The following is a 14,803-nucleotide window of genomic DNA, read 5'->3' as shown; positions in this document are numbered from 1 at the left end:
GGGCGAGGGTGGCTTCGGCCTCATTCAGCGTCGCCACAGCTGCAGCGCCATGCAGGCGCTGGGTGTGATCGGTGGCGATGGCGAGGCGCTGACCGCGTTGCAGATCGCGCAGCCGGGCTTCTGCATCGGCCAGAACCGCGCGCAGATGGGCAATCTCGGCGTCATAGGTGGCCAGGGCGCGGGCAGTGGTGGTGGCTTCGGCCTCCAGCTGCGCAATCGCCCCTGCGGCCTCGGTGGCCAGATCATCGCGGCCTTTCGCCAAAGCGTCCAAAGCGCGGGTTTCGAGATCGGCCAGTTGCGCGCTGATGCGGGCAGCGGCTTTGCGCTCGCGCTCGGCATAGGCCATCACCATCGCCACAGCGCGGCGGGCGGTTTCCACACCACCGGCGCAATCGCGCAACTGTTGGCGCAGGATCGGCAGCGCCAGCGTATTGGTCAAAGCGTCGGCCGCATCGGCGTTGCGACCGCGCAGCAGGGTGACAAACAGTTTGAACATTTCAATCTCCCTTGTTATGAACGGTGTTCATGAACTCTGTATGACATGGGTGTGAACGTCGTTCAAGATAATAATGAACACCGTTCACGAAATAATCGAGGGCGAAATGCGCAACAATCGCGAAGAACAGCGTGAGGATCTGAAAAAGCGCCTGATCGACGCCGCCGAGGCCCGAATCGCAGCAGGTGGCCTGAACGGGCTGAAGGCGCGCGATGTGACGGCGGATGCGGGCTGCGCTTTGGGTGCGCTTTATACCGCGTTCGAGGATCTGGATCGCCTGATCCTGCATGTCAATTCGCGCACCCTTGCACGGCTGGGCGCGGCATTGCAGGCAGCCGTGCCGGTGGGGCAGGGGCCGAAAGAAGTCATGGCGGCCCTTGCGCAGGCCTATGTCAGCTTTGCCTTGCAGAACTTCCGGCTCTGGGCCGCGCTGTTCACCCACCGCCTGCCCGAGGGCATCGAGGCCCCGGACTGGCACCGCGCCGAACATGCTGTGCTGATCGCCAATATCATCGCGCCTTTGGCAGAACTGCGTCCGGACCTGCCGCCGCAGGCGCTGCAGCAACGCGCCCGCACCGTATTTGCCGCCGTGCATGGTGTGGTGATGCTGGCGCTGACGGCGCGATTTGTCGCCACGCCGCGTGATCAACTGCCCGGCGAGGTCGCAGCCTTGGTCGAAGCTATGACGCGGGGCCTAGCGGATTAAGGCGGCTCAGGCCCCGCGTTGCAAAATATGCCGCGCGGTGCGCAAAGCCAGCGCCGCCACCGTCAGCGAAGGGTTCGCAGCACCCGAGGTTGGCAGCACCGAGGCATCGACGATGAACAGGTTCTCCAGATCATGGCTGCGGCAGAACGGGTTGACCACGCTTGTGCGCGGGTCTGCGCCCATCCGCGCGGTGCCACATTGGTGGCTGGGGGTGCGCTTCTCAAAGGTCTTGGTCAGCACCAGCGGCCAGCCAGCCTTTTTCAGCACACGCTTCAGCTTCGCGTTCAGCGCCACATGTGCCTGCCAATTCGAGCGTTCCCATTTCAGCACGATCTGACCATCGCGCAAGCTCACCCGGCTGTTCGGGTTCGGCAGATCTTCCGACATCGTCATCAGATGCACTGAATGATCCGCCAGCCAACGTGAGACGGGCAGGGGCAGGCCAGATTCCGCCGCCATGATCTCGCCAGTGATGCGGCCCAGCATCTGCACATTGCCCAACGGTTCGCCATTCGGGCCACCCGTCAGATACCAGTCGTTCATCTGGATGGTCTTCTCATAGACCGAGCGGTTGCGCCGGAACGGGCTGACCCCCAGCACCGCCGTGATGTTGTGGTTCATGAAGTTGCGGCCCACCTGATCCGAGCTGTTTGCAAGCCCACCCGGATGATCGCCGTCCGCCGAGGCCAACAGCAAACAGGCGGATTTCACCGCACCCGCGCACAGACACACAAGCGGCGCCGAAATCCGTATCGTGCCGCCGTCCTGCTCATAGTCGACCGCCGTGATACGGCCAGCCTCGGCGATCAGCCGCGTCACCTTCGCCTTGGTGATCAGCGTCACATTCGGATGTTTCAAGGCTGCGGCAAGTCCGATGGTTTCGGCGTCGCTTTTGCCGCCACGGGTGTTGGGGAAGCCATCAAAGGTCAGTGCCCCGCCTTTCAGCCACAGATCGATATCCACACCCAATGGCAAGGCGCCCGGATGCAAGCCCTGCGCTTTCAAACGGTTACACAGATCGACCATGTCCGGCTCGTGCGGTACCGGCGGAAAAGGGTAGGGGCCGGAATGGTGCGGCTCGGTCGGGTCTTCACCCAAAGCACCGCGCACCTGATACATCTCTTCGGCGGCCTGATAATCCGGCTCAAATTCATCATAGGGCATCGGCCAGCCGGGGGCCGTGCCGCCCATATGCTTCAGGGGCCGGAAATCCTCAGCGCGATAGCGCATCAGCACCGCGCCATAGAATTTCGAATTGCCGCCGGGGTGATAGTAGTTGTTCGGCGTGAATGTGCCGCCATCGGCATCATACCACGTCTCTTTCGGGCTGAAATGCCCCGAGCCAAACACCGCCCAAGGATCGCGGGCCTCCGGGCAATCGGCCAACCAGTCGCCGCGTTCAAGGATCACGATCTGCTTGCCCGAGGGCGCCAAAGCCGCAGCCAAAGTCGCCCCGCCCATGCCAGAGCCAATGATGAGGATATCCGGGGAAGTCATGCGGATGCTTGCCTTTGTTGCGGGATCTGGGGCCAATGCCCGATCCACCGGGACGGCAGGCACTCGATCCGCCCGTATTCTGGCACGGCAGTAAGACAACGGCCCCACCGCAAACCGCCTCCTCGCGGCGAATGTGGCAGAGCCGCCGGGCCGCGTCATCCCAATTCGCAGATGGCGGCGAGGAAAAGCCATGGATTTTCGCTGTGGAAGGCGATTGTTACCGCAAACACACAGGGAAAATGTGCAAGAATGGCGTAACTGCAGCAGTATCCAGATCTTAGATCAAGTTGTGGTGCCGTGCCGGCTCCGTTGCGCAAATCCTGTGATGGATTCGTCTTGTCAAACCAGCGTGATAGCTGGAAGGTCATGAACAGACCGAACACACCGACTTACAAGACGCTGAACTGGCCCGCGTTTAACAAAACGCTCAAGCGTCGCGGGTCGCGGGGCATCTGGTTCGATCCTGACATGGTTTGGGCGGCGCACCTCACCGGCAAGCGTGGGCGACAGCCCAAACATCTGCCGCGTATCGTAGAGGTGATCGAGCTCGACAGCCTGACCTGCGCTTGCGGCGGCTGTTTGCATTGCATCGGCGAAGACATCTCGGAACGGCTGGACATCCGCTTCCATGCCGTCGGCGATCTCGTCGGGGTAGCCGAAGGAGATACTGTTGATCGGCACGCCGCGAATATTGCCGCTGAACTGGCGATGCGTGCCGATCCGCGCCAGCGCACGGGCCATTGATACATGGGATTGTTGGCGCGATCGCCCGCGATGATCAGGCCATCAAGATGGCTGATGATCGGTGCGGTGGATACGAAGGGATCGCTGCCCTCGTGCATCCACACGTCGAGATGCAGATCGGCGGTGATCATGACCATCATGATGGCACCGCGATCGAGTGAATCCTGCCGAAGCGCGCGACAGGCACCGCACGAAGCTTTGGGGGATCAAACATTGCCATCGCGGCCTTTGATACCTGTCCATTCTGATCTTGGCTGCGCCAGTTCAGCTCATCCTTGGCTTGCACGCGGACGCCCTGCGGGTCGAGGGCCGTGCTGGCGCGGTTGCCGCGCTTTCAGTCTTGGTGAACCTGATCAACATCGGTGCGAATTGGTTGGGGGTCGTTATCCTTGACCTCGGGATTGCAGGCTCCGCCTTGGGAACGGCGGCGGCGCAGGTGCTTGAACATGGCAATCGTGGCGATTTTGGCGCGCTCTCGCTTCGCAACCTCGGCAAGCCAGCTACGTGCCTCGGTTTCTGTGATCTGATTTCTGACGGCGTGTTCCATGACGATATCACTCTCGGCGCTAAGCTTTCGAGCTAAGATAACCGCAATGCGCGGGTCGGTGGTGCGCAAAGAGAGCTTGATGTCGACGATTTTTGTGGATTGTCGGCTTATGCGACGGCGCCAATGGAACACTTGGCCGCGTCGGAAGAGGTGGGGTTGGCCGTTCATCTAATATCCGTTCCCAGTTGTACGGACAGACAAATCAGCTGTGCAGGATGGAACATCCTTATGCCACATAGACGAAGCCAAATTTTGGCTTTGTCTATTATTTCAACGACTTGCGTTGAAACTGGCTCCGGCGGTAGGGATCGAACCTACGACCAATTGATTAACAGTCAACTGCTCTACCGCTGAGCTACGCCGGAACACGAGGGGTCTATAGCAAGGGTGTTTGGGGGCGGCCAGGGGGGGCGCGCATAAAAATGCATTGCGGCTCAGATCATTTTGAATTCGGCCTCGGGGCCGGGGGCCTCGGTAGAGGTCACGACATTTCTGTCATGCAGATCAATGAGATGCGCAAGAATGTTGCGGGCGGCTGCGGGCAGCAGGGCGGGTGGGGTGTCGGTGTAAAGCTGCGTGGCAAGCTCGATAGGGCGGGCAGGGCCAGCCGTCAAAGCCGCACAAATGGCGGTTTCGCGGGCGCGGCGATGTGCCGTCAGTTCGGCCAGACGGGTTGCCGGATCGGCAATCCTCTCGCCGTGGCCGGGCAGGAACTGCCGCCATGCACGCGCAGATAACCTTGCCAATGACGCCATATAGGCCGCCATATCGCCATCGGGTGGCGAGATCAGCGTGCTCGCCCAGCCCATCACATGATCGCCGCTGAACAGGTCTTCCCCTAGCGCAAAGCTAAGATGCCCGCCCATATGGCCCGGCGTGTGAATCACCTCGATCTGCAAGCCCGCCAGCGCCAGCACCGCACCGTCGGCCAGCAGAACATCCGGTGCAAAGCCCGCATCAACGCCCTCGCCACCGCCTTGCAGCCCGCCCGCAGCCAGCCGCTGCATCACCGCAGAACGCCCGGCGGTAGCCCTGCCAAAGCCATAGACCTGCGCGCCGGTTGCGGCCTTCAGATCGGCCACCAGCGCGGAATGATCCAGATGCGGATGCGTCACCAGAATGGCGCGCAACGGCGCGTCCTGCACCGCCGCAAGCACGGCTGCCAGATGAGCGGGCAGGGCAGGGCCGGGATCAATCACCACCGCGCCCTCGGGCCCATGTAGCACATAGGTGTTGGTGCCGGTTCCGGTCATCGGGCTGGGGTTATCTGCCCGGATCCGCCAAACCCCTGTTGCAACTTGCATCCCGGCCTTCCCATCCTGCCTCAGCCCGGCTAATCTTGCCGCTATGCAGCGCCACCTCAAGCCCCTTCTGCCCCGCAGCCTGTTCGGGCGCGCAGCGCTTATTCTGGTGCTGCCGGTGGTGGTGGTGCAGCTGATCGTCTCGATTGCCTTCATCCAGCGGCATTTTGACGGCGTCACCCGGCAGATGACCGGCGGCGTCAGCATTGAAATCCGCTATATCCGCGCCCGCATTGATGCGGTCGAGACGCAGGCCCAAGCGCAAGCTTTGGCCTATGATCTGACCCGCGGCCTAGATCTTGGTCTGCAATTTCCGCTGGACGCGGCCGAGGTGCCGAAAGCTGACAGCCGCGCATGGTTCGATTATGCCGGGCGTGCCGTCACCCTGACGCTGCATGAGCGGCTGTCCGGCGTGCGTGCGGTGGATCTGACCAGCAATCCCTTGGCGGTGCAGGTCTATCTCGATACCAACAAGGGCCCGATCCGCTTTGAGGTAAAACGCTCGCGCATTTCGGCCAGCAACCCGCACCAATTGCTGGTCTGGATGGTGTTCACCTCGGCCTTGATGACCTTCATCGCCTATATTTTCCTGCGCAACCAACTCAGCCCGATCACCCGGCTGGCCCGTGCGTCAGAGGCGTTCGGCAAGGGTCAGACCATCGCCTATACCCCGCGTGGAGCCACCGAAGTCCGCGCGGCGGGCAATGCGTTTCTGAACATGCGCGCGCGGATCGAGCGTCAGATCGAAAGTCGCACGCAGATGCTGTCCGGCGTCAGCCATGATCTGCGCACGCCGCTGACCCGGCTGAAACTTGGCCTGTCGTTTCTGCCCGAGGACGACGACACCCGCGCGCTGCAACAGGATGTCGCGGATATGGAGCGGCTGGTCGATGAATTCCTGTCCTTCGCCCGTGGCGATGCAATGGAAGAGCCCGAGCCTGTCGAGCCCACCGCCTTGCTGCAACATGTGGTCGATAACGCGGGCCGCATGGGCCAGCCCGTCACGCTCGGCCCGCACAGTTTACCCCCCGGTGACCCGCAGGATTTCGCCAAACTGCGCCCGCAAGCCATCACCCGCGCGCTGGAGAATCTGATCGGCAATGCGGTGCGCCATGCCAGCCGTGTCGAGGTCAGCCTGCAAGTTTCTGACCGATCCTTGCGCTTTGTCGTCGAGGATGATGGCCCCGGCATCGCCCAAGACCGCCGCGATGAGGCGTTAGAGCCGTTCAAGCGGCTGGATCCGGCACGCAACCCGAACAAGGGCGGTGGGGTAGGGCTTGGCCTGTCGATCGCCTCAGACATCGCCCGCAGCCACGGCGGCGCTTTGCGCTTGGGGGAAAGTGAGCGGCTGGGGGGACTGCGGGCAGAGATTACCGTGGCGCGGTAAGTTCGCACGACGGTCTTTGGTTTTGCCAGATTTGGCAGCAGACAAATCTGGCCGCGCCTGCCTGCCGCTTGGCAGGCGCGATTCCGCGCCAGCCCAGTCAGGCGCGGCCAGATTACCTACGCGACGGTTTGCGGGATACCTCACCTTGCTCAACGGCTTTCAGCCTTATGAGCAACTCACCGAGAAACGCTCCACTGGAGCGTTTCTATTCGGTTCGATCGCAGCGCCAGTCCCTAGTCTTCCGTGCCCGCTGTTCATGCGCCCCCGTTGAAACTTGGCCACCGCCACCTTAACTCAGGCAGGCTGAAACTTTCGCATTCACCAAATTTTCAGCACATACCCCCTAAACCCAAACGCAACCCTTCGCCGATTGCTTCAATGCGCCCGCCCGCCCTTGCACCCCCCGGCGCGCGCCACTAAGACTCTGGAAAGCATACGGCGATAAAACAAGTTCCACGGACCCAACAGGCAGGTTTCCATGCGCGATCCAGTTGACCACTACATGAACACACTCGTCCCGATGGTGGTCGAACAGACCAGCCGCGGTGAACGCGCTTACGATATTTTCAGCCGTATGCTGAAAGAGCGCATCATTTTCCTCGCAGGCCCGGTGCATGACGGCATGTCGTCGCTGATCTGCGCCCAGCTTTTGTTCCTTGAGGCCGAGAATCCCTCGAAGGAAATCGCGATGTATATCAACAGCCCCGGCGGCGTTGTGACCTCCGGTTTGTCGATCTACGACACCATGCAATACATCCGCCCCAAGGTCTCCACCTTGGTGATCGGGCAGGCGGCCTCGATGGGCTCGCTGTTGCTGCAAGCCGGTGAAAAGGGCATGCGCTTCTCGCTGCCGAACAGCCGCGTCATGGTGCACCAGCCCTCGGGCGGCTACCAAGGTCAGGCGACTGACATCATGATTCACGCGCGTGAGACCGAAAAGCTCAAGCGCCGCCTGAACGAGATCTACGTCAAGCACACCGGCAACGACTATGAAACGGTTGAGGCAGCGCTGGAGCGCGACAACTTCAGGTCCGCCGAAGATGCCAAGGCCTGGGGCCTGATTGACGAAATTCTCGAAAGCCGTGGCAAGGTTGACGAAGTGAAATAACATGATCGCCCCCGGCTGTTGCTGGGGGCACTTTCGGCCCGTCCATGCAGGGCAGGGACACTTTCGGCCCCTCCACGCAGGGCGGGGACACTTTCGGATTGTGGAGGTTTGGGCCTTGGCCTACACTTCCTTCAAACGCCCCCCACGGGCGCAGGGCTAGAGGATACCCATGGCGAACAATTCCGGCAGCGACAGCAAGAACACCCTCTACTGTTCCTTCTGCGGCAAAAGCCAGCACGAGGTTCGCAAGCTGATCGCCGGCCCGACCGTTTTCATCTGTGATGAATGTGTCGAGCTGTGTATGGACATCATCCGCGAGGAAACCAAGACCACGGGGCTGAAAACCACCGATGGCGTGCCAACGCCGCGTGATATCTGCAAGGTTCTCGATGATTATGTCATCGGTCAGGTCCACGCCAAACGCGTGCTCTCGGTCGCGGTGCACAACCACTACAAGCGCCTGAACCACGCCAGCAAGACCGACATTGAACTGTCGAAATCCAACATCCTGCTGATCGGCCCAACCGGGTGCGGCAAGACCTTGTTGGCGCAAACCTTGGCGCGGATTCTCGACGTGCCGTTCACCATGGCAGATGCGACGACCCTGACCGAAGCAGGCTATGTCGGTGAAGATGTTGAGAACATCATCCTGAAACTGCTGCAAGCTTCGGAATACAACGTCGAGCGCGCGCAGCGTGGCATCGTTTATATCGACGAAGTCGACAAGATCACCCGCAAGTCCGACAACCCCTCAATCACCCGTGATGTCTCGGGCGAGGGCGTGCAGCAGGCTTTGCTCAAGATCATGGAAGGCACCGTGGCTTCGGTTCCGCCGCAAGGCGGGCGCAAGCATCCGCAGCAGGAATTCCTGCAAGTCGATACCACCAACATCCTGTTCATCTGTGGCGGGGCGTTTTCGGGGCTGGAGAAGATCATCGCACAACGCGGCAAAGGCTCGGCCATCGGCTTTGGCGCTGCGGTGAAAGACCCGGAAGATCGTGGCGCAGGCGAATTGTTCCAAGAACTTGAACCCGAGGATCTGCTGAAATTCGGTCTGATCCCGGAATTCGTCGGCCGTCTGCCAGTGATTGCCACCCTGACCGATCTCGACGAATCTGCGCTGATCACCATCCTGACCGAGCCGAAAAACGCTCTGGTCAAGCAGTACCAGCGCCTGTTCGACATTGAAGGCACCAAACTAACCTTCACGCCGGATGCGCTGACCGCCATCGCCAAACGCGCCATCAAACGCAAAACTGGCGCGCGGGGCTTGCGTTCGATCATGGAAAGCATCTTGCTGAACACCATGTTTGAGCTGCCGGGCATGGATGATGTCGAAGAAGTCGTGGTCAACGAAGAAGCCGTCAACAACGGTGCCGCGCCTTTGCTGGTGCATACCGAGACCAAGAAAAAAGAACCCGCAACCGCCAGCTAAGGCGTTTGCACATCGTGATAAAAGGCGGGCCGAAAGCCCGCCTTTTTCATTGCGCGCCTGCACGGATCCAGCGGTATTTCGCGCCAGACCGCGCAGCCCCCTAGACCTTTCCGCCCCTTTCGGCCATATCACGATGGAACCCCTGCGGAGGCTTTATATGTATTTCCTCAAGCGACTTCTGACCTGGTGGAACAGCCAGACTTTGGGCACCCAGATCTACACCGCCCGCAAGGGTCAAAAGGTGGGCGAGGATGAGCAGGGCAATATCTATTACCAAACCGCCGACACCAAGCGCCGCTGGGTGATCTACAACGGCGAATCCGAGGCAAGCCGGGTGTCGCCCGATTGGCACGGCTGGCTGCATTTCACCTGGAATGATCCGCCGACCAAAACCCCCTTGAAGCACAAGGCATGGGAGCAACCGCATCAGGAAAACCTGACCGGCACGCCCGCCGCCTATGCACCGCCCGGCTCGATCCGCGCCAGCGCCCCGGCGCTGCGCAGCGATTACGAGGCATGGCAGCCCAAATAATGGCCGAGACCTACAATGTCTGAAAATCGCGCAGAAATCTTGGCAGGGGCCGCCGTGCTTGCCGCCGCCATCGGCTTTTTGATCTATGCCACGGGCGGTGGCCAGATGTCGGCAACCGCGGGCAGCTATCCGCTGAAAGCCTCGTTCCGCTCGGTGGACGGCATCACCCCCGGCTCTGATGTGCGGCTTGCCGGCGTCAAGGTCGGCAGCATCACCTCGTTGACGCTGAATCCCGAGACGTTTTTTGCCGATGCCACCATCGCCATCGACAGCAAAATCCAACTGCCCACCGATTCTGCGATTCTGATCTCGTCCGAAGGCTTGCTTGGCGGCAATTTTGTCGAGTTGATGCCGGGCGGCGCGCTGGATGTGCTGGCCCCCGGTGACGAGATTGAAGACACTCAAGGTTCGGTCAGCCTGATCTCACTCCTGATGAAATTCGTCTCGTCGGGCGGATCATCCTCTGACACGCCCGCTGATCCGGCCGCAACCACGCCCGATCCGGCAAATCCATGAAACGTCTGGCGATCTGTCTCAGCCTTCTGGCCAGCATGGTAAGCGCACAGGACGTCGCCGATGCCCCCGGTGCCAAGCTGCGCCTGCTCGACAAGCTGACCGGCAAGGTCACCGATCTTGATCTGTCGAACGGTCAATCGCAAAGCGTCGGCCGCCTCACCGTTCAGTTGGACGGCTGCCGTTACTATCCAGACAGCCCCGCCGCCGAGGCTTTCGCGCATCTGACCATTCTGGATGCGCTGATCCCCGACCCGGTGTTCAACGGCTGGATGACCGCCTCCAGTCCGGCGCTTTCCGCACTGGACAATGCGCGCTATGACGTCTGGGTGCTGCGCTGCGATGTGCCCGATGTGGTGCTGCCCGATGTCGAAGACCCGCCCGAGGATACCCCCGGCGAAGGTCAGGAACCCGAAACCACCGACGGAGACAACGGCTGATAGCCTGCGGGTGCAAAGCGCGCTTGGCCTTGCACCGCTGCCGCCAGACGGCGTTGATACTCTGCACGCGGAATTTCCACCGCGCCTAATGAGGCCAGATGCGGCGTCAGAAACTGCGTGTCAAACAGCTGAAACCCGCCCGCCCGCAGCCGATGCACGAGATAGGCGAGGGCGGTTTTTGAGGCATTGGTCTGGCGTGAGAACATGCTTTCGCCAAAGAACCCGGCCCCCAGCGTCACCCCATACACCCCGCCAATCAGTGCGTCGCCCTGCCAGACCTCCAGACTATGCGCAAACCCCATCTGGTGCAGCGCGGTATAAAGCCCAGTAATCTCGGCATTGATCCACGTCTCAGGCCGATCCGCGCAGCCTGCCACCACCTCTGCGAAAGCTTCATTCACGCTGACGCGGTAGTCAGCGGTCAGAATATGCTTGGCCAGAGACCGCGAGATATGAAACCCGTCGAGCGGAAAAACCCCGCGCCGTTTCGGGTCGACCCAGTGAATTTCCGGGTCATTCCGGCCTTCCGCCATCGGAAAAATCCCCAAGGCATAGGCGCGCAGCAGGATTTCAGGGGTCAGGCTTTGGGGCATTGGTGGGGAGGGGCTTTGCGGCTAAAGTGTTAAAAATCCGTTAACGGGCCATAGTCAAGCTATTGACAAAAAACAATAAAAAATGGTCCCGAGTTGGGACCATAAGAAAGGGCGCCCGAAAGCGCCCCTCACTCTCATTGCCCGAAGGTCGTCTCCAGCCATTTCTCCAGCCAGTGAATACCATATTCCCCGTTCTGAATATCCGGCTCGGCCAGCAGCATATCAAACAGCGGCACCGTGGTCTCGATCCCGTCGATGATCAACTCCCCCAGCGCCCGCTTCAACCGAGCAAGCGCTTCAGGCCGATCCCGGCCATGCACGATCAGCTTCCCGATCAGGCTGTCATAATACGGCGGGATCGAATAGCCGCCATACAGCGCCGAATCCATCCGCACGCCCAAACCACCGGGGGCATGGAACACCTTGACCTTGCCGGGACGCGGCGCGAAATCGGGCAACCGCTCGGCATTAATCCGCACTTCGATGGCGTGGCCGTTGATCTCCAGCTCATCCTGCGTGAAGGACATATCCATCCCCGACGCCACCCGGATCTGCTCGCGCACCAGATCCACCCCGAAGATCGCTTCCGTCACAGGATGTTCCACCTGAAGTCGGGTGTTCATCTCGATGAAGAAGAACTCGCCATCCTCATACAGAAACTCAATCGTCCCGGCGCCAATATAGTTGATCTTGGCGACCGCATCGGCACAGACCTTACCGATCCGCGCCCGCATTTCCGGGGTGATGCAGGGGCCGGGGGCCTCCTCGAACACCTTTTGGTGGCGACGCTGCAAGCTACAATCCCGCTCGCCCAAATGCACGGCGCGACCCTTGCCGTCCCCGAACACCTGAATTTCAATGTGGCGCGGCTTTTGCAGGTATTTCTCGATATAGACTTCATCGTTGCCAAACGCCGCTTTCGATTCCGACCGCGCGGTGCGGAAGGCGATCTCAAGCTCTTCGGCGTTCTTGGCAACCTTCATGCCGCGACCACCACCACCGGCAGTCGCCTTGATGATCACCGGAAAGCCGATGCCAGCCGCCACACCAATCGCGGTCTCAAAATCCGCCACACCACCATCCGAGCCCGGCACCACCGGAATTCCCAGATCTTTTGCGGTGATCTTGGCGGTGATTTTGTCGCCCATGATGCGGATATGCTCGGCTTTCGGGCCGATGAAGGTGATGCCGTGATCCTCCAGCGCTTGCGCAAAGCTGGCGTTTTCGGACAAGAAGCCATAGCCCGGATGCACCGCCTGCGCGCCGGTGATCTCGCAGGCCGAGATGATCGCGGCTTTCGACAGATAGCTATCGGTGGACGAGGCTGGGCCGATACAAACCGACTCGTCCGCCATCCGGACATGCATCGCATCGGCGTCCGCGGTGGAATGCACGGCGACCGATTTGATCCCCATCTCCTGGCAGGCGCGGATCACGCGGAGGGCGATCTCACCCCGGTTGGCGATCAGGATTTTTTCAAACATCGGCTTACTCGATGATCATCAGCGGTGCGCCGTATTCGACGGAGTTGCCATCGGCGACGAGAATGCGTTTCACGGTGCCAGCCTTTTGCGCCGGGATGTGGTTCATGGTTTTCATCGCTTCGATGATCAGCACGGTCTGACCTTCGGTCACCACCGACCCAACGCTGACGAAGGCCGCAGCACCCGGTTCCGCCGAGAGATAGGCGGTGCCCACCATCGGCGAGGTCAACGCGCCGGGATGCTGTGCCGGATCTTCGATGGCGGCAGGCGCTGCGGCCGCCGAAGCAGCGCCAGCGGCAGGGGCAGGCGCATACTGCATCGCCGGTGCGCTTGCGGCCATTTGTACGATGTTGGATTGCTTGACCACGCGCACTTCAAGGCTGTCATCCTCGCCGTATTCGCGCTTCACCGAAAGCTCGGTCAGGTCATTCTTGTTCAAAAGCTCTGCAAGAGCCGAGATAAACGCAACGTCTGCGTCGGAAGATTGTTTGCTCATGCCGTCCTCTTTTGGCGTCATTGCTGCGCGCTGGATGGGCCATATCCGCGCCTTGATCGCACACATATACATAAGCCAGCGCCTAGAAAAAAGGCCCAAGATCGGTTGCGACCGGGTAGAGTCAAAAAAACTGGCCTCACATAAAATTTACCATTTGATAAAAAAATAAAGCTGTGCCAGCCTCAATAAAACAACATAGCCAAGGGAGGCCCCGCCTTGTCCAATAGCCCGTTGACCCCCGGTGTGGTGGCAGAGCGCTTGTCGCCCGCCGCCTATGCCGAGAACTTTTCCGACGTGCAGCCGGTGTTTGATCGGCACGAGGCGCGGGTGGCGGCGGATCGCTGTTACTTCTGCCATGATGCGCCCTGCATGACGGCGTGCCCGACCTCAATCGACATTCCTTTGTTCATTCGACAGATCGCCACCGGCACCCCGGATGCGGCGGCCAAGACGATCTTTGCGCAGAATATTCTGGGCGGCATGTGCGCGCGGGTCTGCCCGACCGAGCAGCTGTGCGAAGAGGTCTGCGTGCGCGAAGTGGCCGAGGGCAAGCCGGTGGAAATCGGGCGGTTGCAGCGCTTTGCCACTGATACGCTGATGGGCAAAGGCGTGCATCCGTTCACGCGGGCAGGCCTGACGGGCAAAAAGGTGGCCGTGGTCGGGGCAGGGCCTGCGGGTCTGGCCTGCGCGCATCGTTTGGCGCTGAAGGGGCATGAGGTCACGGTGTTTGAGCGCCATGCCAAGCCCGGTGGGCTGAATGAGTACGGCATCGCCACCTATAAAACGCCGGAGAATTTCGCCGCGCGTGAGGTCGAATGGCTGCTGAAAATCGGCGGAATCACGGTGAAAACCGGGGTGGAACTGGGCCGCGACATCACTTTGGCCAGGTTGGAGCAGGATTACGACGCGGTGTTTCTGGGCATCGGTCTGGCCGGGGTGAATGCCTTGCGAGCGGCGGGTGAAGACTTGAATGGTGTGCGTAATGCCGTTGATTTCATTGCCGAACTTCGGCAGTCTGACAAGCCCTCGGTCGCGGTGGGCCGCGACGTGGTCGTGATCGGCGGCGGCATGACGGCGGTGGATGCGGCGGTGCAATCCAAGCTCTTGGGTGCCAATTCGGTGACGATGGTCTATCGGCGCGGTAAGGATAAAATGAGCGCCTCGGAATATGAGCAAGACCACGCGACGCAAAGCGGGGTGCGGATTATCTATGGCGCGGCTCCGGTCAAAGTGCTGGGTTCGGCTGCGGTCGAAGGCGTCGAGTTTGCCTACACCCATGACGGCCCGAACGGGCTTGAGTTGGGCGAAACCTTTACGCTGAAGGCTGATCAGGTGTTCAAGGCGATTGGTCAGACGTTGGGGGCGGCCCCGATTGCCAAAGACGGCGCCAAGCTCGTGAAACAGCAGGGCAAGATCTGGGCCGGCGGCGATTGTGCGGCGGGTGGCGAAGATCTGACGGTGACAGCCGTGGCCGAAGGCCGCGATGCGGCGGAAGCCATTCATGCAAGCCTGATGGCGTAAGGG

Annotated in this window: 15 protein-coding genes, 1 tRNA gene and 1 pseudogene; 9 read left to right on the top strand and 8 right to left on the bottom strand. The window is 60.9% G+C overall.

Annotated features, from left to right (window positions below; all coding sequences use genetic code 11):
* Positions 1 to 496 (bottom strand): PspA/IM30 family protein (locus U1A24_RS05590; protein ID WP_322320987.1); only part of this gene is annotated, 496 nt, incomplete at its 3' end.
* Positions 497 to 602: 106 nt separating this feature from the next.
* Between U1A24_RS05590 and U1A24_RS05585 the strand changes: the two genes are divergently transcribed.
* Positions 603 to 1,202 carry a TetR/AcrR family transcriptional regulator gene (locus U1A24_RS05585; RefSeq protein WP_322320986.1) on the top strand — a complete coding sequence of 200 codons (600 nt, stop codon included), beginning with the start codon at positions 603 to 605 and terminating at the stop codon, positions 1,200 to 1,202.
* A gap of 6 nt (positions 1,203 to 1,208) precedes the next feature.
* On the opposite strand, the gene U1A24_RS05580 is transcribed toward U1A24_RS05585, so the two are convergent.
* Positions 1,209 to 2,699, bottom strand: a complete 1,491-nt coding sequence (locus U1A24_RS05580) for a GMC family oxidoreductase (protein ID WP_322320985.1) — start codon at positions 2,697 to 2,699, stop codon at positions 1,209 to 1,211.
* A 366-nt stretch (positions 2,700 to 3,065) separates the two neighbouring features.
* On the opposite strand from U1A24_RS05580, the pseudogene U1A24_RS05575 reads away from it, so the two are divergent.
* A pseudogene (locus tag U1A24_RS05575) lies at positions 3,066 to 3,218 on the top strand (IS5/IS1182 family transposase); the annotation flags it as partial.
* A gap of 559 nt (positions 3,219 to 3,777) precedes the next feature.
* Here the strand turns inward: U1A24_RS05575 and U1A24_RS05570 are convergent.
* The 3 genes from U1A24_RS05570 to U1A24_RS05560 all read right to left on the bottom strand — a co-directional run bounded on the left by U1A24_RS05570 (position 3,778) and on the right by U1A24_RS05560 (position 5,294).
* Positions 3,778 to 4,158 (bottom strand): DUF6538 domain-containing protein, encoded by a 381-nt coding sequence (locus U1A24_RS05570; protein WP_322320984.1) that lies wholly within the window; start codon positions 4,156 to 4,158, stop codon positions 3,778 to 3,780.
* Positions 4,159 to 4,280: 122 nt separating this feature from the next.
* Positions 4,281 to 4,355, bottom strand: a tRNA-Asn gene (locus tag U1A24_RS05565).
* A gap of 69 nt (positions 4,356 to 4,424) precedes the next feature.
* Positions 4,425 to 5,294 carry an MBL fold metallo-hydrolase gene (locus tag U1A24_RS05560; RefSeq protein ID WP_322320983.1) on the bottom strand — a complete coding sequence of 290 codons (870 nt, stop codon included), beginning with the start codon at positions 5,292 to 5,294 and terminating at the stop codon, positions 4,425 to 4,427.
* Positions 5,295 to 5,337: 43 nt separating this feature from the next.
* Here U1A24_RS05560 and U1A24_RS05555 point away from each other — a divergent pair, with 43 nt between their 5' ends.
* The 6 genes from U1A24_RS05555 (at position 5,338) to U1A24_RS05530 (ending at position 10,706) form a co-directional block, all read left to right on the top strand.
* On the top strand, positions 5,338 to 6,678 hold the full coding sequence (locus U1A24_RS05555; RefSeq protein WP_322320982.1) for an ATP-binding protein: 1,341 nt from the start codon (positions 5,338 to 5,340) through the stop codon (positions 6,676 to 6,678).
* A gap of 478 nt (positions 6,679 to 7,156) precedes the next feature.
* Complete coding sequence (locus U1A24_RS05550; RefSeq protein ID WP_322320981.1) at positions 7,157 to 7,786, top strand: ATP-dependent Clp protease proteolytic subunit; 630 nt, start codon at positions 7,157 to 7,159, stop codon at positions 7,784 to 7,786.
* Positions 7,787 to 7,955: 169 nt separating this feature from the next.
* Positions 7,956 to 9,221: an ATP-dependent Clp protease ATP-binding subunit ClpX gene (clpX, locus tag U1A24_RS05545; protein WP_322320980.1), complete on the top strand. Its 1,266-nt coding sequence runs from the start codon at positions 7,956 to 7,958 to the stop codon at positions 9,219 to 9,221.
* A gap of 157 nt (positions 9,222 to 9,378) precedes the next feature.
* Positions 9,379 to 9,753, top strand: coding sequence for an NADH:ubiquinone oxidoreductase subunit NDUFA12 (locus tag U1A24_RS05540; RefSeq protein ID WP_322320979.1), 375 nt, complete (start codon positions 9,379 to 9,381; stop codon positions 9,751 to 9,753).
* 15 nt (positions 9,754 to 9,768) lie between these two features.
* Positions 9,769 to 10,269 carry an outer membrane lipid asymmetry maintenance protein MlaD gene (mlaD, locus tag U1A24_RS05535; RefSeq protein WP_322320978.1) on the top strand — a complete coding sequence of 167 codons (501 nt, stop codon included), beginning with the start codon at positions 9,769 to 9,771 and terminating at the stop codon, positions 10,267 to 10,269.
* Positions 10,266 to 10,706: a DUF2155 domain-containing protein gene (locus U1A24_RS05530; protein ID WP_322320977.1), complete on the top strand. Its 441-nt coding sequence runs from the start codon at positions 10,266 to 10,268 to the stop codon at positions 10,704 to 10,706. The genes mlaD and U1A24_RS05530 overlap by 4 nt, the downstream gene beginning before the upstream one ends.
* Here the strand turns inward: U1A24_RS05530 and aat are convergent.
* The 3 genes from aat to accB form a co-directional block, all read right to left on the bottom strand.
* Positions 10,670 to 11,299 carry a leucyl/phenylalanyl-tRNA--protein transferase gene (gene aat, locus U1A24_RS05525; RefSeq protein ID WP_322320976.1) on the bottom strand — a complete coding sequence of 210 codons (630 nt, stop codon included), beginning with the start codon at positions 11,297 to 11,299 and terminating at the stop codon, positions 10,670 to 10,672. The genes U1A24_RS05530 and aat overlap by 37 nt on opposite strands.
* Before the next feature lie 134 nt (positions 11,300 to 11,433).
* A complete protein-coding gene (gene accC, locus U1A24_RS05520; protein WP_322320975.1) occupies positions 11,434 to 12,783 on the bottom strand; it encodes an acetyl-CoA carboxylase biotin carboxylase subunit in 1,350 nt (449 codons plus the stop codon).
* A gap of 4 nt (positions 12,784 to 12,787) precedes the next feature.
* Complete coding sequence (accB, locus tag U1A24_RS05515) at positions 12,788 to 13,279, bottom strand: acetyl-CoA carboxylase biotin carboxyl carrier protein (RefSeq protein ID WP_322320974.1); 492 nt, start codon at positions 13,277 to 13,279, stop codon at positions 12,788 to 12,790.
* A 216-nt stretch (positions 13,280 to 13,495) separates the two neighbouring features.
* Between accB and U1A24_RS05510 the strand changes: the two genes are divergently transcribed.
* On the top strand, positions 13,496 to 14,800 hold the full coding sequence (locus U1A24_RS05510) for an NAD(P)-dependent oxidoreductase (protein ID WP_322320973.1): 1,305 nt from the start codon (positions 13,496 to 13,498) through the stop codon (positions 14,798 to 14,800).
* Positions 14,801 to 14,803 lie beyond the last annotated feature (3 nt).

The organism is Cypionkella sp., from assembly GCF_034376685.1.
Classification (GTDB): domain Bacteria; phylum Pseudomonadota; class Alphaproteobacteria; order Rhodobacterales; family Rhodobacteraceae; genus Cypionkella.
The sequence above is the reverse complement of the archived record's forward strand: the minus strand, read 5'-3'. Positions and strand labels throughout refer to the sequence as shown.

Coding starts and splice junctions, on each gene's coding strand:
- mlaD (WP_322320978.1), top strand. CDS start 9,769: ATGTCTGAAAATCGCGCAGAAATCTTGGCAGGGGCCGCCGTGCTTGCC.
- U1A24_RS05560 (WP_322320983.1), bottom strand. CDS start 5,294: ATGCAAGTTGCAACAGGGGTTTGGCGGATCCGGGCAGATAACCCCAGC.
- U1A24_RS05540 (WP_322320979.1), top strand. CDS start 9,379: ATGTATTTCCTCAAGCGACTTCTGACCTGGTGGAACAGCCAGACTTTG.
- U1A24_RS05580 (WP_322320985.1), bottom strand. CDS start 2,699: ATGACTTCCCCGGATATCCTCATCATTGGCTCTGGCATGGGCGGGGCG.
- U1A24_RS05570 (WP_322320984.1), bottom strand. CDS start 4,158: ATGAACGGCCAACCCCACCTCTTCCGACGCGGCCAAGTGTTCCATTGG.
- accB (WP_322320974.1), bottom strand. CDS start 13,279: ATGAGCAAACAATCTTCCGACGCAGACGTTGCGTTTATCTCGGCTCTT.
- U1A24_RS05530 (WP_322320977.1), top strand. CDS start 10,266: ATGAAACGTCTGGCGATCTGTCTCAGCCTTCTGGCCAGCATGGTAAGC.
- U1A24_RS05555 (WP_322320982.1), top strand. CDS start 5,338: ATGCAGCGCCACCTCAAGCCCCTTCTGCCCCGCAGCCTGTTCGGGCGC.
- accC (WP_322320975.1), bottom strand. CDS start 12,783: ATGTTTGAAAAAATCCTGATCGCCAACCGGGGTGAGATCGCCCTCCGC.
- clpX (WP_322320980.1), top strand. CDS start 7,956: ATGGCGAACAATTCCGGCAGCGACAGCAAGAACACCCTCTACTGTTCC.
- aat (WP_322320976.1), bottom strand. CDS start 11,299: ATGCCCCAAAGCCTGACCCCTGAAATCCTGCTGCGCGCCTATGCCTTG.
- U1A24_RS05585 (WP_322320986.1), top strand. CDS start 603: ATGCGCAACAATCGCGAAGAACAGCGTGAGGATCTGAAAAAGCGCCTG.
- U1A24_RS05550 (WP_322320981.1), top strand. CDS start 7,157: ATGCGCGATCCAGTTGACCACTACATGAACACACTCGTCCCGATGGTG.